The following is a 19,364-nucleotide window of genomic DNA, read 5'->3' as shown; positions in this document are numbered from 1 at the left end:
AAAACGAGTCTCATGAAAAATTAATGAGACTCGTTTTTCTTATCCAGCAAATAGCGGTATTGGTAAAAGCGCTTCGCATAATCTGTCACTTGTTTGGCCATTCGATAATTCATCCCTCCGCCAACCATCATGCTTACAATCGGCAAACGATTATAAACTTTTCGCTTCGCAGCGAATATAGCTAGCGTTTTCCCAATTTGCACAACGATTTTTTGCAGCCACGTTTTATCTACAATTTGATCAACACCTTCATAAAAATACGGGTCAAATTCTTGGCTTAACTCACCCTTTAATTGATGCCACCCCTCAGCCTGAAGGTGTCTAGGTAAGGTTGCTGCATGGAACACTTTTAGCGTTAGCATAAGCTCTGAAGGAGTCTGGATATGATAACCGTAGCTCATTGCTGCCTGTTGCACCGCTTGAATATTCATGTATAAAACAGCAGGTATATCAATACCGACTAGCAGCGATTGTCCGGTTCCTGAAAGTGCTCCTTGACTCAGCGCATACAACCGAAGCTTGGCCATTTGCTGTTCGCATATATAAGAAAGCTGATCTACTTGAAGGGAATTCATTTCTGACAGATCTGTGATATCCTCTTTGAATACACGAGCGGTTTCAATAATTCGTTTTGTCGCTTGAGTTTGCATTTCCGTACCTTGAATTAATGCAGTTAACTGAAAGAGTCCCTCATCAATTTTATGTAAATAGGTCTCACGAACAGAAGCTGGAATTAAATTAAGCCCTTTTTCTAACCACTCTTCGTACAATAACTCCATCTCAGTTGCTTCTACACTCTGTAAGCTCTCTTCCCATTTATAGATTTCTTCTAAAAGCTGTTCTTCGCGATTCGTTAGTATCATCATGTCACCCTTTCAAGAAATAAGTAGTTTTATTTTTATTATAACAAATAATGCATCCGTTACATTTTGCTTCCTATATTATTTCTTTCTTCTATACGTTGTAAACCTTCTTTCAACCGTCAGCTACTTACGCTATATAAAAAAGCTGATTTCCAAACAAGGAAATCAGCTTTTCGTTAGTTTGCCTGACAATTTATGAGAATTCATGCATTGAAGAGGCACTTTATGAACTTAAATATTCGCTAAACGAGTAACGTCACGTGCAATCATAACTTCTTCGTCTGTAGGAATAACCATAACTTTAACTGGAGAATGAGGGTAGCTAATAAATGCTTCTTCTCCTTGTACACTATTTAAAGCTGGATCCCAATAAACGCCCATGAACTCTAAACCGCGCAGAACGCGAGCACGTACAACATCACTGTTTTCTCCAATACCTGCTGTGAAGATGATTGCATCTACACCAGACATACGAGCAGCATAAGAACCGATATATTTATGAATACGGCTAGCAAATACTTCAAGTGCTGTTTCAGCGCGTTCATTGCCTTCAGCGCTTGCTTTGATTAGATCGCGTAGGTCACTAGAAATACCAGATACACCTAAAAGACCACTTTCTTTATTTAATACATTTAATACTTCGTCAGCAGTTTTTCCTGTTTTATCCATAATAAATGGAATTAATGCAGGGTCAATGTTACCTGAACGAGTTCCCATTGCTACACCAGCTAATGGTGTGAAGCCCATTGATGTATCAATTGACTTGCCGCCTTCAATTGCAGCGATACTTGCACCGTTACCTAAGTGACAAGAAATTAAGCGCAATTGTTCGATCGGACGGCCAAGAAGCTCAGCTGCACGCTCAGAAACATATTTATGAGATGTGCCGTGGAAACCGTATTTACGAACGCCATACTTTTCATAGTACTCGTACGGTAAGCTGTACAAGAATGATTTTTCTGGCATTGTTTGATGGAATGCTGTATCGAAAACTGCTACAGCTGGAACATTTGGAAGAATATCTTGGAACGCTTTAATTCCCACAATGTTTGCTGGGTTGTGAAGCGGTGCTAAATCAGATAAAGCTTCAATTTCCGCTAGTGTTTCATCTGTGATTAAAACAGAATCAGCAAATTTCTCTCCGCCGTGTACTACACGGTGACCTACACCAGTGATTTCATCGTATGATTGAATGATGTTTTGAGAAAGTAACTTTTCAACTAAAATTTTAACTGCAACAGCATGGTCAGGGATTTCTGTAATATCCGTTTGTTTTTCACCATTTACCGAGATCGTGAAAACAGCGTTATCTAAACCAATTCGTTCTACTAAACCTTTTGTTAATACCGTCTCACTTGGCATTTCAAATAATTGAAACTTAAGTGAAGAACTGCCGGCGTTGATTGCCATGATTTTTGACATAAAAAAACAGCTCCTTCTTTATTATACGTGCATCATAAACATAACGAACAGAACATAAAAGTGTAATCTCTACAATATTCTATGCATTTCGACACGATTTCTATCCTTATTCATTTAATCATTCACGACAATAGATTTCAAGAGCTATACATCATGAAAACGCTACCGAAAAATATTCATTATTTTCGAAAAAGACTTACTTTTTATTCACTCGGAACCATTGGTCCATTTGAGCCATAATATCACTCATTGCTTCCCGATTGCTGAACTTCGGCAAATTCACAAGCAGCGCGTTTTCAGGTGCTGTTACTCCTTCTCCCTGCTTTTGAAGAACCATAATACTTTTAGCAGCCTGCTCTTGTTTGAACATTGAAAGTGGCAGCTGAATAATCCCTTGCACGATTGCTTCCTCTTTTAAGAGCGGCTGTAATAAATGAGACTGTTCCGATTCAAACAAGTTATTTGGAATAAGAGCCACTACGTATCCTCCGTCTTTTACATGACGCAAGCTTTGTTCAATAAATAAGTGATGAGCATAAGTGTGACCTTCTTCAGCTCTTACCTTATACTCTTTTGCCCCTTCGTCGTTTGGATAATAACCAACCGGCAGGTCACAGACAACTAAATCCACAGGATCAATAAAAAGCGGCTGTAAGCTGTCTTGATTGAATAATTGAACGCCGTGCTTCTGTAAATTTGCATTTACATATGTTAATTGAAGTAATAAATCATCCACGTCTACACCGTATACGTGTTCAATTGACGCAGCGTGTGTGTTTAAAATGGTTGTTAATAAATTCCCTGCTCCTACTGCGGGATCTAAAAGCGTATATTTATCTTTTCCTGCCATGAACTTTCCAACTAGATAGCTGACAAATAGTCCTACAGCATCAGGCGTCATTTGGTGGTTAGGCTGAACTGCTTCTTTCATGCCTTTTAAAATAGCCAGCTGATACGCTTTTCGAATCGTTTCTTTTTCAAAATGATCAAGCGTGATTGAATCGTATTCTTTTTTTAAACGTTTTTTAGTTACCTCATCTAGCTCTTTTTGTAAAATAGTTCCTTGAAACAAATTTTCTCCCGTTTCAGCTACTGCTTCTAAATATACGCAGTTTAGTTCTTTTCTTAAAATAATAGCTGTTTGATCAATTACACCAAATAGCTTTTCCATACTAGCTAACTGACTCATATTCTGCCTCCTGTGTAATGAAATAATATCTATATAAATGAGTAAACGTCCTATTTGGAACATCATATTTTATCATAAAAACTTCTTAAAACACAAAGAAGGCGAAAAACATTGTTTTCCGCCTTCTGCCGAACGCCACTGACAATCTTACTTAGCTGTTTTAGCTGCTTCGATTGCTGCTTCGTAGTTCGGATGCTCAGTTACTTCTGGTAAGTACTCAACATACGTTACGTTGTCATTTGAGTCTACCACAAAGATTGAACGAGCTAATAAGCGTAATTCTTGAATAGCTACACCATATGCTTCTCCGAAAGATAAGTCGCGGTGGTCAGATAAAGTTTGAACATTATCAATGCCATTAGCACCACACCAGCGCTTTTGAGCAAACGGTAAATCTACGCTTACTGTTAATACTTTTACGTTATCTAATTTAGCTGCTTCTTCGTTGAAGCGGCGAGTTTGCGCATCACAAACTCCAGTATCAATAGAAGGAACTACACTGATTAGGCGAACAGAACCCTTTGTACTGTCAAGCGTTACTTCTGATAAATCATTTGCTAAAACAGTAAAGTTTGGAGCCTTGTCTCCAACCTTCACTTGATTTCCTAATAATGTTACATCGTTACCTTTAAATTTAGTCACGAATAATTCCTCCTTTAAATAAGTATGTACACTGTTCATATTAGCTTGTCTGTCTCTATATTGCAATTAAATGACATACAAAACATGGCACTCCAAGCTAGAAAACAAACCAAACAAAATAAGCTTTGCTTGCTTCTTTTACTATTCAAAGAAGCAAGCAAAACTTTATTTTATACTTACAAATTAAAATCGTTTGCACTATCATGATGCTGATTTTGTTGATTATGATGATCCTGCTGATGATTGTTTCGTTTAAACATTTGTTGCAAGCGTTCAATTGCTTGAGGTGCTGTATCTAAAATCTTTTCATATAAATGTGTACTTTCGTTAAGGTGAAGCATTTTAATTCCGCTTCCACTCACAATTAAAAAGGCAATTGGCGTAATTGATACACCGCCACCGCTACCTCCGCCAAATGGATGACCTGATTCTTGCTGATGCTGTCCCGGAGAAGATGGTGCATGCCCTTCTACTCCAAATTCGCTTCCGCCCGCTGCAAAACCAAACCCTACTTTTGAGACAGTTAAAATAACACTGCCATCAGGTGTTTCTACAGGATCACCAATGATTGTATTAACATCAATCATTTCCTTTAAATTTTCCATAGCTGTCGACATTAAACTTTTAATTGGATGTTCTGCCATTAAGATAACCTCCTTATGTTTTCACAGAGTGTGTCTTGTTCTTATTTGACGACTTCCATCTTTTGCGACGCTTTTTGGACGTATGCCGCCAGTATCTCAAGGTCCGTAAACCTACTAGAATAGCTTGACCAACTCGAAAAGAAATTATGCACTCAAATACCGTTTCTGACCAAAGATGTTGAAATACAGGAGTAACGCTCATGACAGGCATATCTTTTAATTTCATATAACGGCTGATTATACCAACTATGCTCCCCTTTGCAGACCATACAGCCCCGGTAAGTACGCCTGTTAACGCAGCGTCACCTAAGCCGAAACGGCTGTGCCATCTAATATCACTTACCGTTACTTTCTGTAAGAAACGACGGAAAATTTTATGAAAACCGACTACCTGTTCAAGAAATTGCTTCGCATTTTCTAACATGCTTAGCCCGTCTTCTACAGAATAATCACTCCATGAATTCTCATCTTCTTTTCCTTGATCACCCATTCCTTTCTTCTTTTCAACAAGCAAACGCGGTGAATCTTTTCTTACTTTCACTACCGGAATTTCATATGTATAGCGAATAAGACCAAACCAAGCCCTGAGTCTCACTCTGTAATAATCGTTATCTCGGACATGGTGAAGATCTACAAACAGCGTAATTTTTGTCCATACAATAAGTACAATAACAATTAAAAGTGCTAGCAATATCCATAAAAGCCATAGCACATCCTTCACTCCTTCTTAGCTTCACATTATCTCCAAAACACAGAATATTAAACCTTATGGAAACAATAAAAAGAGGTTGAGATATAACGAAATGAATCTAATCTCAAGACGAACAAATGGGATACATGAGTTGAACCGCTTGTGACACCGCAGTTGATTGGAGGACAAGGCGAAGACTCCCGCGGAAAGCGAAGTCTTGCACGGAAATCAACTGCTAGAAGAATCTAAACAAATGAAACCTGCGTTTAGCATAACAAAAAAAACGAACCACTAATCAAAAGTCTTGATCAGTGGTTCGTTTTTTACTTCGTCTAAAATCCTTTTATTCCAGCCCGTTTTTATTATCTGCTGATTGTACCTTCGTGTATGACGGTTGTATCTGCGTAGTAATCGTGTGCTCCTTGCTTCTTAGGTAAAAACGCAACTAATAAATAGCCTAGTAGAAAAACCGTTTTAGAAATATAGCGTCCAACTCCTTCACGAAACAGCACAACAGGCCAAGTTAACGTGGAGTCTTTCAGCGATACTACTTTAAGCCCAAACACCATTTTTCCAAGCGTTTGTCCAAAATACTTGGTCATTAAAACAAAATAACCATAGAAGATAATAACCGTTACAATCGTATAAGGAGAAAAAAATCCATCTTCTCGAGAAATACCTGCTAAATGGAAAATGGGCTTGATCAGCAGAGAGTTCAAGCTAGCTACCACAGCTAGATCTAAAAGATATGCCCAAAAGCGCATCCAAAAGCCTGCATAATGGAATTCACTACCTATTGGCGTACTTACCGCTGGCTCATGTTTTATATTGTCGTTTGATTCGGTTGAATGAGACTGATTTTCCATGTTCCCACCTCTATTCTGCATATAAATACATCAGACGCGGAGAGCTTGGCTGCGCAAATGTTTTTAACATTGCAGTGACTTGTTCATCTCCACCTATTACTTTTTGCATACTCATTGAAAGCCAAGAAGGCAGTCCGAATCCTTGATCGTATTGAATTACTTGTGCCCCTTTTAACTTATAATCTTTTTCCATTCCTGTTACCGCATCTTCAAAATAGCCTAGTTGATCGACCAGCTTCAGCTCTTTAGCCTGACGTCCATCGTACACTCGTCCATCTGCGATAGAACGCACTTTTTCTTTAGACAAGTGACGTCCCTCAGAGATAACATTGACGAAACCATCGTACGAGTTGTCTACAAGTGTTTGCATAATTTCTTTTTCTTCTCCGGTCATTTCTCTTGTTGGAGACATAATATCTTTATGAGCCCCGCTTTTAATCACGACAGATTCTACTCCTAGTCTATCAGCCAGCTTGCCGTAGTTAACGCTTTGCATAATTACACCTAGTGAACCTGTTAAAGTGTCCGGGATTGCATAGATTTTGTTAGCCGCTGTTGAAATGTAATAGCCTCCTGAAGCAGCCATTGATCCCATTGAAATATACACTGGCTTTTTCGTTTCTTTCTTCAGCTCTTCAATTTTTTTATGTATTTCAGCACTTTCAACGACGCCGCCGCCCGGTGAATTCACCTTAATAATGACTCCTTTAACTGCCTTATCATTTTTTGCAGCCTCTAGCTGCTTTAAAAATGCTTGGTGGTTATAACCATTTTGGGACATAAGCGGAGAGGAATCGCTTCCTGTATCTTGAATCGTTCCATTGACCTCTAGCACTGCAATTTTCTTAGCTGCATTCCCTTTTTCGATAACTGTTTCTGATAGTTCACTGTCGTCTCCTCCAAATATGCCTGCCAGACCGTCATCTTTTTCTTCTTTGACTGAAAAACCAATATTAACAATCGCAGAAAAAATGAATAAGCAGGCTGCAATTAAAAGAGCAATCCACCTTTTTTTGTTCATGAAAATCCTCCTTTTTAGGTGTCAGAATTAAAAGATTATTCTTTTAATTCTTAAAGCAATAATGCTATAATTATTGTAACAAACTTTTTTTAAAAAGTTTACTTTATCGCTAATATTTTACATATCAGACAAACAAGGGGGAACTATCTATGCCAAATCGTCGCAACGTTTATTTCTTTCATCCAAAAAACCAGGAAACAAAGGCGCTTGTAAGTCCACTTATTGAACTTGCAAAACAATATGACTTTCAAGTAGTAGATCATTTCGACAGCGCTAACATCATTGTAAGTATTGGCGGTGACGGAGCTTTCTTACAGGCTGTCCGTCAATCTGGCTTTCGAGATGACTGCTTATATGCTGGTGTCACAACTTCAGATCAACTAAGCTTTTACTGCGATTTTCATATCGATGAAACGGATAAAATGATTGAAGCTATTACGACAGAAAATATAGAAGTACGTCGATTTCCCGTTTTACAAACTCAAATTGATCAAGGAACTTCTTTTTATTGCTTAAATGAATGTTCGATTCGATCAGGTGTTATAAAAACACTCAGTCTAGATGTTTTTATTAATGAAAATCACTTTGAAACATTCCGTGGGGATGGGATGATTATTTCAACACCAACAGGCAGTACGGCTTATAATAAATCGGTAAGTGGAGCCGTAGTTGATCCGTTAATTCCTTGTATGCAAGTCAGCGAATTGGCATCGCTAAATAATAATAACTATCGTACATTAGGATCTTCATTCATCCTAAGCGCTGAGCATACGCTCACTTTAAAACTATCCAATGATAACAACCACAGTCCAATTATTGGAATAGATAACGAAGCATTAAATGCACGCCAAGTTGATCAAGTTCAAATTCGTTTAAGCGACCGTCAAATTAAAACGGTTAAATTGAAAGATAACTCTTTCTGGCAACGAGTTAAGCGTACATTTCTATAATAAAAAGCGCCCTTGGGCGCTTTTTATTTTTGATATACAATTTCTCCATTAATAGCAGTCATCTGCACCTGTACCCCTGGAATATCATCTGCAGGTATCTCAAACAGATCTCTTTCTAATACGGTAAAATCAGCTACATAGTCCTTTTGAATATATCCTTTTTTGTCCTCTTGATGAATGGCCTGCGCACTTCCTAAAGTAAACAGCTGAACAGCTTCAAATACTGTAAGTCGCTCAGACGGTATGTAAACGACCGAGCTATTTGGAGAAGTTTTTCTAGAAACTGCTGCATGAATTGTTAACATGGGATTGATAGGTTCAATAGGCGCATCCGATCCGCCTGCACACATAACGCCCTCGTCCAATAACGTTTTCCACGCATAGCAATAGTCCAAATGCTCTTCTCCAATTTTTTCAATGACCCATGGAAAATCACTGGCTAAAAACCGAGGCTGGATATCCAATACAACCGGGAGCTTTTTTACACGCTCAACTAAATCTTTTCGTAGAATTTGCGCATGAATAATACGATCTCTTTGCCCTGTTTGAGGAGGATATTGTTCGATGCTTTCTACTACATATTGAAACGCTAAATCACCAATCGCATGAATTGCAACCGTCATGCCCAATTCTCTTGCTTTTCTCACTAGCTGTTTTAATTCATCGAGTGATTGAATAGCTACACCTCTTGTAGATGGGTCGCTTTTGTATGGAAAGCTTAAAAGAGCAGATTGACTGCCGAGAGAACCATCAGCAAAAATCTTCATTGGCCCTATTTCAATAAAAGCGGATGTGTCTTTCTTTTCTTCAACGTATGTATACATATCATCTACAGCTTCATGATGAACAAGTAAATGAGCACGAAACAGCTGCTTTTCTTTATGAATAACGTCTTGAAATGCTTGATATGTACGCAAAAAGCCTCCATAATAATTTAAATCTTCCGTATGTCCACCCGTCAATCCGTGCTGAACACAATCTTTAATAGCTACTGAAAGAGCTTGTCGAATGTATGCTTCCGATACTTGAGGAATATGAGCCGTTACTAATTCTTGCGCTTGATCAGCCAAAAAACCGGTAGGATTTCCCGCTTCATCCCTCTGGATAATACCTCCTTCCGGGTCCCATGTTTCAGCTGTAATCCCGGCTATTTTAAGAGCAGTCCCGTTTACTACTAATCCGTGACGACAGACTCGCTTCAACATAATAGGATGTTCTGTTGAAAGTTGATCAAGATCTTGATACTGAATCAAAGAGGAATCTTCCCACTGATTTTCATCCCAACCTTCTCCAATTACCCATTCTCCTTTTGGTGTACTCTCTACTTTTTGCCGAACGCGCATCAGCACATCTTCCCTAGAAGTAGCTTGAGACAAATCAAGCCTAATGAGCTTTTCACCATGACCAATTAAGTGAAGATGGCTATCTACAAAGCCCGGATACATTGAATATCCTTTGAGGTGTACTTCTTTGTCAATCTCAGCACCCCATTTGATTCTTAGATTTTCTTCTGCGCCTATATCTTCAATGAATCCTTTTTCAACATATACGCTTTCTACATGCTCATCTTCTTTTAGCATCGTATATATTTTGCCTCCGTAAAATAAAGTCCCCATCGCCAACATCTCCTTTACTTTATAAAGCTTGATCTTGTCTCTATTATACGTGACAAAACAAACAAGACAAAAGAGTGAGGTTTCCCCCACTCTTTTTAGCCATCATTATTTAGTTAATATGACTTATTTACCACCAAGTTGTTGCTCAGCCATTTGAACTAAGCGTTTAGTGATTTCTCCACCAACAGATCCGTTAGCGCGAGCTGTTGCTTCTGGTCCAAGATTTACACCGAATTCAGAAGCGATTTCGTATTTCATTTGGTCGATAGCAGCTGCTGAACCAGGAGCTACTAATTTGTTTGTGTTTGCCATGTGTTTTCACCTCCTTGTTGAATATAGATTGTGTCAAAACACATGGCATCATACATTATTTTTTTGGTAATTTTATGAAATTTAACTTTTAAAACAAATCTTCTACGCTGTCTGCGGTATTTGTAGCCGAAGAAGCTGTCATCTCAAGCGTTTCTACATTATTTACCGCTTCTTGAATTAATGTTTCAAAATCATAAAATTGTTCGTATCGATTTATTTTTTCACGCTTTGGCTTCGTTTTTGGTGAGCTTGGGGTAAAAATTGTACAGCAGTCTTCATACGGTCGATTCGAAATTTCATGTGTATCAATTTTGCGGGCAATTTCAACAATCTCCGTTTTATCCATTGTTACAAGCGGACGCAAAATTGGCGTATTAGTCACTTCATTAATCGCATACATGCTCTCAACCGTTTGACTAGCTACCTGCCCTAAGCTATCGCCAGTTACGATAGCTAACGATTCATTTTTTTCACGAATAAGGTCCGTAATTCGAAGCATCATACGACGTGTAGAGGTCATGGTATAATTCTCTGGAATTTGCTTTTGAATCGCTTGCTGTACAGCTGTAAACGGTACAATATGCAGCTTTACTTTTTCGTGATAAGCCGTTAGTTTTTGCGTTAAATCGATGACTTTTTGCTTAGAACGTTCACTTGTAAAAGGCGGACTATAAAAATGAACCGCTTCTATTTCTAAACCGCGCTTCATGGCTAAGTATCCTGCAACCGGGCTGTCGATTCCTCCAGAAAGCATCAGCATCGCTTTTCCACTCGTACCAACTGGAAGACCTCCTGCTCCGCGATAATCAAAACATGTAATATACGTTGCTTCACTTCTCACTTCTACTCGTACATTTACGCTTGGTTCTTTTACGTTTACCTTTAGATGCTCTGTATTTCGTAGAATATGACTTCCTACTTCATAATTTAATTCGTTTGTATCAAGAGGAAATTGTTTATACGCTCTTCGAGTAGATACTTTGAATGTTTTTCCTTCTACATCAAATTCTTTCATTGCTTCTAACGCTGCTTCTTGAATCGCTTCAAGCTCATTTTCAACTTTTAATGCTAAACTAAAGCTTTGAATACCAAAGATTTGCTGAAGACGTTCGATGATAGGCTCGTGATTTTCACCGTTTAAGTGAATATACATGCGGTCTCTTGTGTATTTTACATGAATATTTTGGAATGCACTAAGAGCCGTTACAATATTTTTTCTTAGCTGGGCAACAAATTTTTTTCTATTTTGTCCTTTGGTTGAGATTTCTCCGTACCGAATTAAAATATGGTTATATATCATAATCATTTACCTCATTACTTTCTTTAGATCTTCAATTACTGTGAAAATAGCATTTACAATAGGCGTTACTTCATTATAATCATTTAAGCCTGACAAGCTTAATCGAATGGACTGATCGGCTTCTTCGTAATTTTTACCGATAGCTAAAAGCGTTTTGCTTGGCTTTTTTCGCTTTGATGAGCAAGCAGATGTAGTGGATACAAACACTCCTTTTTCTTCAAGAGCGTGAACAAAAACCTCACCTTTAATACCTTGTGCTGTAAAATTTATAATATGGGGTGCCGAATGCTCATTCGGCGTATTAATCGTGATTCTTTCGTGAGCAGAAAGGTTGTCCATCAGTTCTGCTTTTATTTTCCGCATTTTTTGCTGATTTTGAGCAGCATGTTCAAGTGTTAAACGAAGTGCTTTAGCAAATGCTACGATTCCCGGCACATTTTCCGTGCCTGATCGATACTGCATTTCCTGAGAGCCTCCGCTAAGCAGCGGATGAAGCTGAACTCCATTTCGTTTATATAAAATTCCCGTCCCTTTTAAGCCGTGAATTTTGTGTCCTGATAATGTGCATAAATCAATTTTATGATCCGCTAAAGAAAGCGGAACTTTTCCAATTCCCTGCACATGATCGACATGAAAAAGCACCTTTGAATAGTTCGTCAGCATATGTCCAATTTCTTCAATTGGCTGAATGGTGCCAATCTCATTATTTACATGCATAACAGATACTAAAATGGTTTCATCTGTAATAGCTGATTCAATAGCCGCAGGTGATACAAATCCACTGGAATCTACCGGAACATACGTAACGTTAAATCCTAGGGCTTCTAACTGCTTGAATGGTTCATGAACAGAATCATGTTCAATATTTGTCGTAATGATATGCTGACCTCGGCTTTTATATCGCATCGCTACGCCTTTAATAGCCAAATTATTCCCTTCCGTTCCTCCCGATGTAAAGATAATTTCATTTGACGATACGTGCAGCAATTCTGCTACTTGCTCACGCGAGCGGCTCAACAAATTCTCCGCCTGTACGCCAAACTGATGGAGGGAGGATGGATTGCCATAATAAGTTGTAGCTACTTTAGTAAAAGATTGTATGACTTCGTTATAGGGTTTTGTTGTAGCGCTATTATCTAAATAAATCAAGGATGCGCGCCCCCTTCTTCATTTTTTCGGAACAACGTATTATCATAACATACCTTGATACTTTTTTAAATTAGGTTTTGCCTTAGTAATCATAACAAGGATAGACGATCTTTTCAAAGCTATTTGCCACTTTATAAGCAAGGTCTCCCCTTGCTTATCCTAACAGTTGCTGCCGTATTTATAGACTATACCATTAGCATTGAAAGAGATACGAGATAGTATGCAAAGAAAAGCGTCATAAAAAAGCTCGTGTCCTTTGGACACGAGCTTTTTAACTCTGTGAAGATACAATACGCTGTATACGATCCAGCGCACCAGGATCTACTTGCTCAATAGCTGCAGATGCCTGTTTTAATGCTTCTTTGTATTCGTAATGACGAAATGCTTCTTCTGCTTCTTCTAAAGACTGTGCAATCGAGTGATGAGTACTTCTATAGCGGTTACCGTATTGAATCACTCTTTCAACGAGTCGCGCTTCTTCTAACATTGCCTCTGTTTCATCAAATGTATCCTGAACAAAACCAACAGCATCTTCAAGTAAAGATTGAACAGCTTGAATATTAAGCGGTTTTTCTTTCAGCTTAGCGGTTACTTCATTTAAGATATGAACCGTTTTTTCAAGCTGCACTTTATATTCTTCAGGAACACCAGGAAGGTTGCTTTTTTGAATAAGGCGTCGTGCTTCAATCAACTGAGATTTCAGTTCTTCTATTTTGTCCTTAGCTGAGAGCTCATCTTTGCGAAGAGCTTGTAGCATATCGCTGTAGGATTCCTGAGATTCTTTTAATTGGTTAAGCTGTTTGGAAACGTCTTCGAGTTCTTCTTGGATCACACTGTAGGCTAAATTGTGCTCCGCCACCTTGTCCGAAATATTATAGTACAAGTTAGTCAATCGTTTTAGTTCGCGGTCCATTTTATAATATACGTCTAAATCGCGCTCTTTAAAATGATAGCTTTGCTGTACAAATAGCGTTTCTTCACGAAGTTCACGGTTTCGTTCTTGAAGCATACGAAGGAAGTTAGATACCGTATGAGATTCACGGTTCATTTTATGATAGGAGAAAACCTCATGCTCAAGTGAGTCATATAACTGCTCTAAGCGTTCGTTCACATCATCTAGTTTTGTAATCGCTTCTTCCACATATAATTCTTCAATATCTGCAATAATTTCAGCAGTTTCTTGTTTTAAAAGCTCTACCGTTTCTTCTACTTGCAGATGATCTAACACATATCCCTGCTCACTCATTTCGCGGAACCCGTCAAGCAGTTCATTGAACTGAACAGGAAGAGTGGTCTGACACTCAACTAACACTTTTGGAATTTGTTCTAAATACGAATCAATAGCTGTTAAATCAGTTTTTAATTGAAGAACAATCTCACGTGCTTGAAGATAGTTTCCGTTAATCGTCTCTTCCTCGTATTTTTTAAACTGCTCTTTAGACGTATTAATTGCGTATTCTAACGTTTTTTCAGCATTTCCATAGGAATACCGATGTGCGAGCAATTTTTTCTTCACATGGCGGTGAAGCTGATTTAATTCCTCAATATCATATCGATTATCTTGTTCGCTACCAATTAAATTTTGAAGTTCAGTAAGTATGTTTTCAATATCTATCTTGGTTTGTTCTAAGGCTTGATCAATATGTATAGATAACTGCTTCGCTTTTTTAAATCGGTATTTATCCGCTGCTTCTTCCGTTTCAAACAGTTCTTTATCAATTTTCGGGAGATTAGTTGATATAATTTCATCCCACTGCTCACGCCAACGTTCAAATAGCTCTTCAGTTTGACCTGTCATGTTCAATTCTTTTACTTTTGAAATTTCCTCTGCAACTGGCGTATTTGCTAATTCGACTTTGATCGTTTCCAGGCGATCAATTTCTTGATAAATCTTTTTACGTGAAAACATTCCGTACACAACTAATCCGATAATAAGTATGATTAGTGCTATAATGAATTCCATACTAAGCCCCCTTACAGTGCGTTCTACATGACAAGTTTCTTATTTATAAAAAGGGTGAATTTAATCCTTTAAATTTTTTTGCGTCAATGTTTTTATGATACCATGTAAAGTCCAACTTTTGAGCAAAAAATTAAATTTTTTTATACAAAATATTGGCATGGAGTCACTTTGTGTCGTTACAATGGAAAAAGAAGAAAAAAGGAGGCATTTTTTATGAAAGTTGACAAACATATTCATACTCCATTTTGCCCACACGGTTCACCTGATTCATTGCAACAATATGTTGAACAGGCGATTTCCCTGAACTTTTGCGAGATTTCGTTTACAGAGCATGCTCCATTACCAAAAAGCTTCAGTGATCCGACGCCTGATCGCGACAGCGGAATGGATCCTGACAAACTTGATCGCTACATTCAAAACGTACAGCAAGTTAAAAAAGAATTTGAGCGCGATATTCGTATTAATATCGGATTGGAAGTTGACTTTATTGAAGGATTTGAACACCAAACAACAGATTTCTTAAACGAATATGGTCCTTATCTCGATGACAGCATACTTTCTGTCCACTTCTTAAAACATGAAGAAGGATATGACTGCCTAGATTTTAGCGCTGACGTATTTGCACATATTGTACAGAAGTTTGGCAGCGTAAGCAAAGTATATGATAAGTATTACAACACGGTATTACGCTCTGTACAGGCCAATTTAGGCGTTTATAAGCCTAAGCGCATTGGTCATATGACGCTCGTACATAAATTTCAAACTCGCTTTCCATATGAAGACACACTTTCCCCTATTATTTTAGCAATACTCGATGAAATAAAAATGAAAGATCTGGCTTTGGATTATAATGGTGCAGGGTTGTTTAAGCCTTTGTGCAAGGAAGCGTATCCAGCTCCCTTTGTCGTAAAAGCAGCCCAACAGAAAAAAATCCCTCTCGTATATGGGTCAGACGCCCACTGTGCGAAGGATTTAGGCCAAGGCTATGGAGAGCTCCATTTAGGATAATTGAACGCGCAGTTTGTTTGTCCGTTCATATGGTAAACATACCGTTGTGTGCACCCATTGCTCAAGCTCAATCGCATATTGCTGAACAAAATACGGTTCGTGAGGCAATATATGAAGAACTTCACTTAGATACTGAGGATGAAGATAAGGCATAGACAGCATGCCCTTAAGCTCAATGATTGTAAAGGAAACGTGCAGCTTTCGAAATTCCTTTTCTTTCATCCCTCTTTCAAGGATTGTTTTTAAGTAGTATTTTTCCTTGGTTAAATACGTAGTCATAACTTCTCGAATTAAAATCGTGTCAAGAGAGATTTCTCTATATACGAGCCGGGCAATATGCCTATTTTCGTGCTGGTAATGTAAGATAGCTCGAATCATCACGATCATACTTTCTGTTGAAGACAGCTTTTTCATTTCTTGGAATGCTTGCTCCAGTACCGCAATATAACCTTCAAAATAAGAAATCACTAAACTTTCAAGCAATCCTTCTTTGCTATGAAAATAATATGAAATATTCGCTACGTTCACTTTCGCTTTTCCTGCAATCTCGCGCACCGACGTACCATCAAAACCTTTTACGTTAAAAAGAGAAACAGCCGCATCAATAATTTTCTCTTTCGTTTTTGACTGTACAGCCATCTATCTACACCTCATTTCGATTTATTTTTACAAAACACATATGATTGCAAAATTGTGTAGAAATCGTTACAGTATTTAAAAAGGATTTTAGTAGCCTCTCTACATAATTCGTGATAGGCTTTTTAGTTCCTGTAATCTTTTATCGACAAAGTAGCGTTAAAACTGACGTTTCCTGATAAAAACTCATTAAATCTTATGTTGAATGGAGGAGAATACATTGTTTAATGTCGAAAACTACAGCGGCTCAAAACAAAAGGATTATGAATTAGTAATTAAGCAATTACGCGCCTTATTAGAAGGAGAAAGCAATGCCATTGCTAATCTAGCAAATGCTTCAGCTTTACTAAATCAATTTTTAAATGAAGTAAACTGGGTAGGTTTTTATTTAATGGAAGACGGCGAGTTAGTACTCGGTCCTTTCCAGGGGCTGCCGGCTTGTGTTCGAATTCCACTTGGAAAAGGCGTATGCGGTACAGCAGCTCAAAATCAAAGAACAGAGCGAATTGAAGATGTTCATGCATTCCCTGGCCACATTGCATGTGATGCTGCTTCTCAATCTGAAATCGTTGTGCCAATGGTAAAAGACGGTAAACTTTTAGGTGTTCTTGATATTGACAGTCCAATCAAGAATCGCTTTGATGAAATCGATCAACAGTATCTTGAAGAATTCGTGAAAGAACTCACTTCTTTTCTTTGAATATGAATAAGCAAAAAAACCGCTGCGAATCAGCGGTTTTTGCTTATTAAACAAACGTTTGATTAGCCCATCACCACCGTTTTCTTACGTTCTTTCTTCTCCTTTCATACTTCAAATGAATATATCCTTTCTTTTACATTCTTTTAATCTTCAATCTTCCTTGACTTTATACGAGGAAACACCTATAATACTCGTTGTGTGAAATATTGCAGCTTATACAATCTTCTTTATGTTTTTTCATTTTGTTCCTCATTAAAAGATTGTTTTACAGAAGTAGCAATCCTTTTAACAAGATGGTGTATCGTGTAACTCTCTGCTGCTAGAGCGATGGTACATGAAAACAAAATGAGCATATCGCTAGAATGTGTCTGTTTTTGTTTTGCATAAAATAAAAACACAAACAAGGAGGAGTCATCATGGCTCGTTATACAGGTCCAAGTTGGAAAATCTCTCGTCGCTTAGGTCTTTCTCTAAGTGGTACAGGTAAAGAATTAGAAAAACGCCCTTACGCTCCAGGTCCACACGGCCCAGGTCAACGTAAGAAAATTTCTGAGTACGGTTTACAATTACAAGAAAAGCAAAAATTACGCCACATGTATGGTGTAACTGAGCGTCAATTCCGTAACTTATTCGTTGCTGCTGGTAAATTAACTGGTAAGCACGGTGAGAACTTCATGATTCTTTTAGAAGCTCGTCTTGATAACTTAGTATACCGTATGGGTCTTGCACGCACTCGTCGTCAAGCTCGTCAATTAGTTAACCACGGTCACGTTTTAGTTGACGGTAAACGCGTTGACATCCCATCTTACCGTGTACAACCTGGTCAAGTGATCGGTGTTCGCGAAAAATCTCGCAACCTTTCAATCGTGAAAGAAGCGCTTGAAGTTAACAACTTCGTACCAGACTACTTAACAGTAGACGCTGAGAAATTAGAAGGTACATTCACTCGCTTACCAGAGCGTTCTGAATTATCTGCTGAAATCAACGAAGCACTAATCGTAGAGTTCTACTCTCGTTAATAGTAAAAAGCCGTTCCTTATGGAGCGGCTTTTTTGCTATCTATATAAAAAAAAGGCCTTTCGGCCTTTTTTTATGCGTATTGAATAAGCGTATATTTTTTCTTGCCTCGACGAATCACTGTGAATTGACCTTCAATACGGTCTTCTGCACCTACTGTTTTTTGTAAATCTTGTTCACGCTCACCATTTAAGTAAATCGCACCGTTTGAAATATCTTCACGTGCTTGACGTTTAGAAGGAGAAATTTTACTTTCTACAAGTAAATCAATTAAACCAATATCTTCACCTGTATGCGTGTAAGAAGGAACATCCTTGAATCCTTGCTTAATTTCTTCTGCTGTTAACTCTGAAATACTTCCGCTAAATAAAGCTTGCGAAATACGAATTGCTTGCTCAAGAGCTTCTTCACCGTGTACAAGCGTAGTCATCGCTGCCGCTAGTGCTTTTTGTGCTTCGCGTTTTTCAGGAGCTTCTTTTGCAGAAGCTGCTAATTCATTAATTTCCTCGTGTGATAAGAATGTAAAGTATTTTAAATATTTTATAACATCACGATCATCTGTATTAATCCAGAATTGGTAGAATTCATATGGACTTGTTTTTTCAGGGTCTAACCAAATTGCTCCGCCTTCTGTTTTACCGAACTTCGTCCCGTCCGCTTTTGTTACAAGCGGAACTGTTAATCCAAATGCTTTTGCATCTTCTTCTGATTTACGAATTAATTCTAAGCCAGCTGTAATATTTCCCCATTGGTCGCTGCCGCCAATTTGAAGCTTACAGTTATATGTTTGGTATAAATTCAAGAAATCGTATGATTGTAAAATCATGTAGCTAAATTCCGTAAATGAAATGCCTGATTCGATACGAGATTGAACAGAATCCTTTGCCATCATATAGTTAATACCAAAGTTTTTACCGATATCTCGTAGGAATGTAATAACATCTAATGAGCCAATCCAGTCATAGTTATTTGCAATAACTGCTGCATTTTCACCTTCTTCGAAATCTAAGAAGCGTGAAAGCTGACCTTTAATACGCTCACTAAACATGGCAACCGTTTCTTTTTCATTTAATGTACGCTCTGCTTTTTTACCGCTTGGATCTCCAATAAGACCCGTACCTCCACCAACTAATGCAATTGGTTGGTGTCCAGCTTGTTGAAAGCGACGTAAAATTAAAACAGGAAGCATGTGGCCGATGTGAAGGCTGTCGGCTGTCGGATCGAATCCACAGTACAAACGAACAGACTCTTTACTCAAAAGTTCACTTAAGCCTTTTTCATCCGTTTGTTGGTTAATGAGCCCTCGAAACTCAAGATCTTGTAAAATATCCATGTTATATATTCTCTCCTTTATCTAATTGCTCGTTACAATTTG

At 38.1% G+C, this 19,364-nt stretch carries 19 protein-coding genes; 4 read left to right on the top strand and 15 right to left on the bottom strand.

Features of this window, described 5'->3' with window-relative positions; all coding sequences use genetic code 11:
• Positions 1–20: 20 nt before the first annotated feature.
• The 8 genes from AC0KUU_RS00555 to sppA form a co-directional block, all read right to left on the bottom strand.
• Positions 21–866, bottom strand: a complete 846-nt coding sequence (locus AC0KUU_RS00555) for an EcsC family protein (RefSeq protein WP_322552459.1) — start codon at positions 864–866, stop codon at positions 21–23.
• 228 nt (positions 867–1,094) lie between these two features.
• A complete protein-coding gene (locus AC0KUU_RS00550) occupies positions 1,095–2,285 on the bottom strand; it encodes an acetate kinase (protein WP_053487777.1) in 1,191 nt (396 codons plus the stop codon).
• 196 nt (positions 2,286–2,481) lie between these two features.
• The gene (locus AC0KUU_RS00545; RefSeq protein WP_043975986.1) at positions 2,482–3,474 is read right to left on the bottom strand and encodes a class I SAM-dependent methyltransferase; all 993 of its coding nucleotides are present in this window, start codon (positions 3,472–3,474) and stop codon (positions 2,482–2,484) included.
• Between the two features lie 147 nt (positions 3,475–3,621).
• Positions 3,622–4,155 (bottom strand): thiol peroxidase, encoded by a 534-nt coding sequence (gene tpx, locus AC0KUU_RS00540; RefSeq protein ID WP_042452765.1) that lies wholly within the window; start codon positions 4,153–4,155, stop codon positions 3,622–3,624.
• Positions 4,156–4,292: 137 nt separating this feature from the next.
• The gene (gene ytfJ / locus AC0KUU_RS00535) at positions 4,293–4,760 is read right to left on the bottom strand and encodes a GerW family sporulation protein (protein ID WP_162215025.1); all 468 of its coding nucleotides are present in this window, start codon (positions 4,758–4,760) and stop codon (positions 4,293–4,295) included.
• 13 nt (positions 4,761–4,773) lie between these two features.
• Positions 4,774–5,472 (bottom strand): DUF2953 domain-containing protein, encoded by a 699-nt coding sequence (locus tag AC0KUU_RS00530; RefSeq protein ID WP_043975981.1) that lies wholly within the window; start codon positions 5,470–5,472, stop codon positions 4,774–4,776.
• 341 nt (positions 5,473–5,813) lie between these two features.
• Positions 5,814–6,317, bottom strand: a complete 504-nt coding sequence (locus AC0KUU_RS00525; protein WP_097824677.1) for an RDD family protein — start codon at positions 6,315–6,317, stop codon at positions 5,814–5,816.
• Positions 6,318–6,327: 10 nt separating this feature from the next.
• Positions 6,328–7,338, bottom strand: coding sequence for a signal peptide peptidase SppA (gene sppA, locus AC0KUU_RS00520; protein WP_162215026.1), 1,011 nt, complete (start codon positions 7,336–7,338; stop codon positions 6,328–6,330).
• A gap of 149 nt (positions 7,339–7,487) precedes the next feature.
• Between sppA and AC0KUU_RS00515 the strand changes: the two genes are divergently transcribed.
• Complete coding sequence (locus AC0KUU_RS00515; RefSeq protein ID WP_013059475.1) at positions 7,488–8,288, top strand: NAD kinase; 801 nt, start codon at positions 7,488–7,490, stop codon at positions 8,286–8,288.
• A 23-nt stretch (positions 8,289–8,311) separates the two neighbouring features.
• Here AC0KUU_RS00515 and AC0KUU_RS00510 read toward each other — a convergent pair whose 3' ends face one another.
• The 5 genes from AC0KUU_RS00510 to ezrA form a co-directional block, all read right to left on the bottom strand.
• Positions 8,312–9,904 carry an amidohydrolase gene (locus tag AC0KUU_RS00510; RefSeq protein ID WP_237074105.1) on the bottom strand — a complete coding sequence of 531 codons (1,593 nt, stop codon included), beginning with the start codon at positions 9,902–9,904 and terminating at the stop codon, positions 8,312–8,314.
• 123 nt (positions 9,905–10,027) lie between these two features.
• Positions 10,028–10,216 (bottom strand): alpha/beta-type small acid-soluble spore protein, encoded by a 189-nt coding sequence (locus tag AC0KUU_RS00505; protein WP_013059477.1) that lies wholly within the window; start codon positions 10,214–10,216, stop codon positions 10,028–10,030.
• An 88-nt stretch (positions 10,217–10,304) separates the two neighbouring features.
• On the bottom strand, positions 10,305–11,516 hold the full coding sequence (gene thiI, locus AC0KUU_RS00500) for a tRNA uracil 4-sulfurtransferase ThiI (protein ID WP_162215028.1): 1,212 nt from the start codon (positions 11,514–11,516) through the stop codon (positions 10,305–10,307).
• A 6-nt stretch (positions 11,517–11,522) separates the two neighbouring features.
• Complete coding sequence (locus AC0KUU_RS00495; protein ID WP_043975970.1) at positions 11,523–12,665, bottom strand: cysteine desulfurase family protein; 1,143 nt, start codon at positions 12,663–12,665, stop codon at positions 11,523–11,525.
• Between the two features lie 271 nt (positions 12,666–12,936).
• A complete protein-coding gene (gene ezrA, locus AC0KUU_RS00490; protein ID WP_013059480.1) occupies positions 12,937–14,628 on the bottom strand; it encodes a septation ring formation regulator EzrA in 1,692 nt (563 codons plus the stop codon).
• 213 nt (positions 14,629–14,841) lie between these two features.
• Here ezrA and hisJ point away from each other — a divergent pair, with 213 nt between their 5' ends.
• Positions 14,842–15,636 carry a histidinol-phosphatase HisJ gene (hisJ, locus tag AC0KUU_RS00485; protein ID WP_043975968.1) on the top strand — a complete coding sequence of 265 codons (795 nt, stop codon included), beginning with the start codon at positions 14,842–14,844 and terminating at the stop codon, positions 15,634–15,636.
• Here hisJ and refZ read toward each other — a convergent pair.
• Complete coding sequence (refZ, locus tag AC0KUU_RS00480; protein WP_013085219.1) at positions 15,628–16,275, bottom strand: forespore capture DNA-binding protein RefZ; 648 nt, start codon at positions 16,273–16,275, stop codon at positions 15,628–15,630. The two genes, hisJ and refZ, sit on opposite strands and share 9 nt — an antisense overlap.
• Positions 16,276–16,492: 217 nt before the next feature.
• On the opposite strand from refZ, the gene AC0KUU_RS00475 reads away from it, so the two are divergent.
• The gene (locus tag AC0KUU_RS00475) at positions 16,493–16,972 is read left to right on the top strand and encodes a GAF domain-containing protein (RefSeq protein WP_043975966.1); all 480 of its coding nucleotides are present in this window, start codon (positions 16,493–16,495) and stop codon (positions 16,970–16,972) included.
• Positions 16,973–17,388: 416 nt separating this feature from the next.
• On the top strand, positions 17,389–17,991 hold the full coding sequence (gene rpsD, locus AC0KUU_RS00470) for a 30S ribosomal protein S4 (protein ID WP_013059485.1): 603 nt from the start codon (positions 17,389–17,391) through the stop codon (positions 17,989–17,991).
• Positions 17,992–18,062: 71 nt separating this feature from the next.
• Here the strand turns inward: rpsD and tyrS are convergent, their stop codons facing one another.
• Positions 18,063–19,322: a tyrosine--tRNA ligase gene (tyrS, locus tag AC0KUU_RS00465; protein WP_013085222.1), complete on the bottom strand. Its 1,260-nt coding sequence runs from the start codon at positions 19,320–19,322 to the stop codon at positions 18,063–18,065.
• Positions 19,323–19,364: the final 42 nt, after the last annotated feature.

Source organism: Priestia sp. ST2, from assembly GCF_055810735.1.
The sequence above is the reverse complement of the archived record's forward strand: the minus strand, read 5'-3'. Positions and strand labels throughout refer to the sequence as shown.

Bases quoted from the DNA above. Each gene is read 5' to 3' on its own strand.
- AC0KUU_RS00555 (WP_322552459.1), bottom strand. From the start codon at position 866: ATGATGATACTAACGAATCGCGAAGAACAGCTTTTAGAAGAAATCTAT.
- AC0KUU_RS00550 (WP_053487777.1), bottom strand. From the start codon at position 2,285: ATGTCAAAAATCATGGCAATCAACGCCGGCAGTTCTTCACTTAAGTTT.
- AC0KUU_RS00545 (WP_043975986.1), bottom strand. From the start codon at position 3,474: ATGAGTCAGTTAGCTAGTATGGAAAAGCTATTTGGTGTAATTGATCAA.
- tpx (WP_042452765.1), bottom strand. From the start codon at position 4,155: ATGAACAGTGTACATACTTATTTAAAGGAGGAATTATTCGTGACTAAA.
- ytfJ (WP_162215025.1), bottom strand. From the start codon at position 4,760: ATGGCAGAACATCCAATTAAAAGTTTAATGTCGACAGCTATGGAAAAT.
- AC0KUU_RS00525 (WP_097824677.1), bottom strand. From the start codon at position 6,317: ATGGAAAATCAGTCTCATTCAACCGAATCAAACGACAATATAAAACAT.
- sppA (WP_162215026.1), bottom strand. From the start codon at position 7,338: ATGAACAAAAAAAGGTGGATTGCTCTTTTAATTGCAGCCTGCTTATTC.
- AC0KUU_RS00515 (WP_013059475.1), top strand. From the start codon at position 7,488: ATGCCAAATCGTCGCAACGTTTATTTCTTTCATCCAAAAAACCAGGAA.
- AC0KUU_RS00510 (WP_237074105.1), bottom strand. From the start codon at position 9,904: ATGGGGACTTTATTTTACGGAGGCAAAATATATACGATGCTAAAAGAA.
- AC0KUU_RS00505 (WP_013059477.1), bottom strand. From the start codon at position 10,216: ATGGCAAACACAAACAAATTAGTAGCTCCTGGTTCAGCAGCTGCTATC.
- thiI (WP_162215028.1), bottom strand. From the start codon at position 11,516: ATGATATATAACCATATTTTAATTCGGTACGGAGAAATCTCAACCAAA.
- ezrA (WP_013059480.1), bottom strand. From the start codon at position 14,628: ATGGAATTCATTATAGCACTAATCATACTTATTATCGGATTAGTTGTG.
- hisJ (WP_043975968.1), top strand. From the start codon at position 14,842: ATGAAAGTTGACAAACATATTCATACTCCATTTTGCCCACACGGTTCA.
- refZ (WP_013085219.1), bottom strand. From the start codon at position 16,275: ATGGCTGTACAGTCAAAAACGAAAGAGAAAATTATTGATGCGGCTGTT.
- rpsD (WP_013059485.1), top strand. From the start codon at position 17,389: ATGGCTCGTTATACAGGTCCAAGTTGGAAAATCTCTCGTCGCTTAGGT.
- tyrS (WP_013085222.1), bottom strand. From the start codon at position 19,322: ATGGATATTTTACAAGATCTTGAGTTTCGAGGGCTCATTAACCAACAA.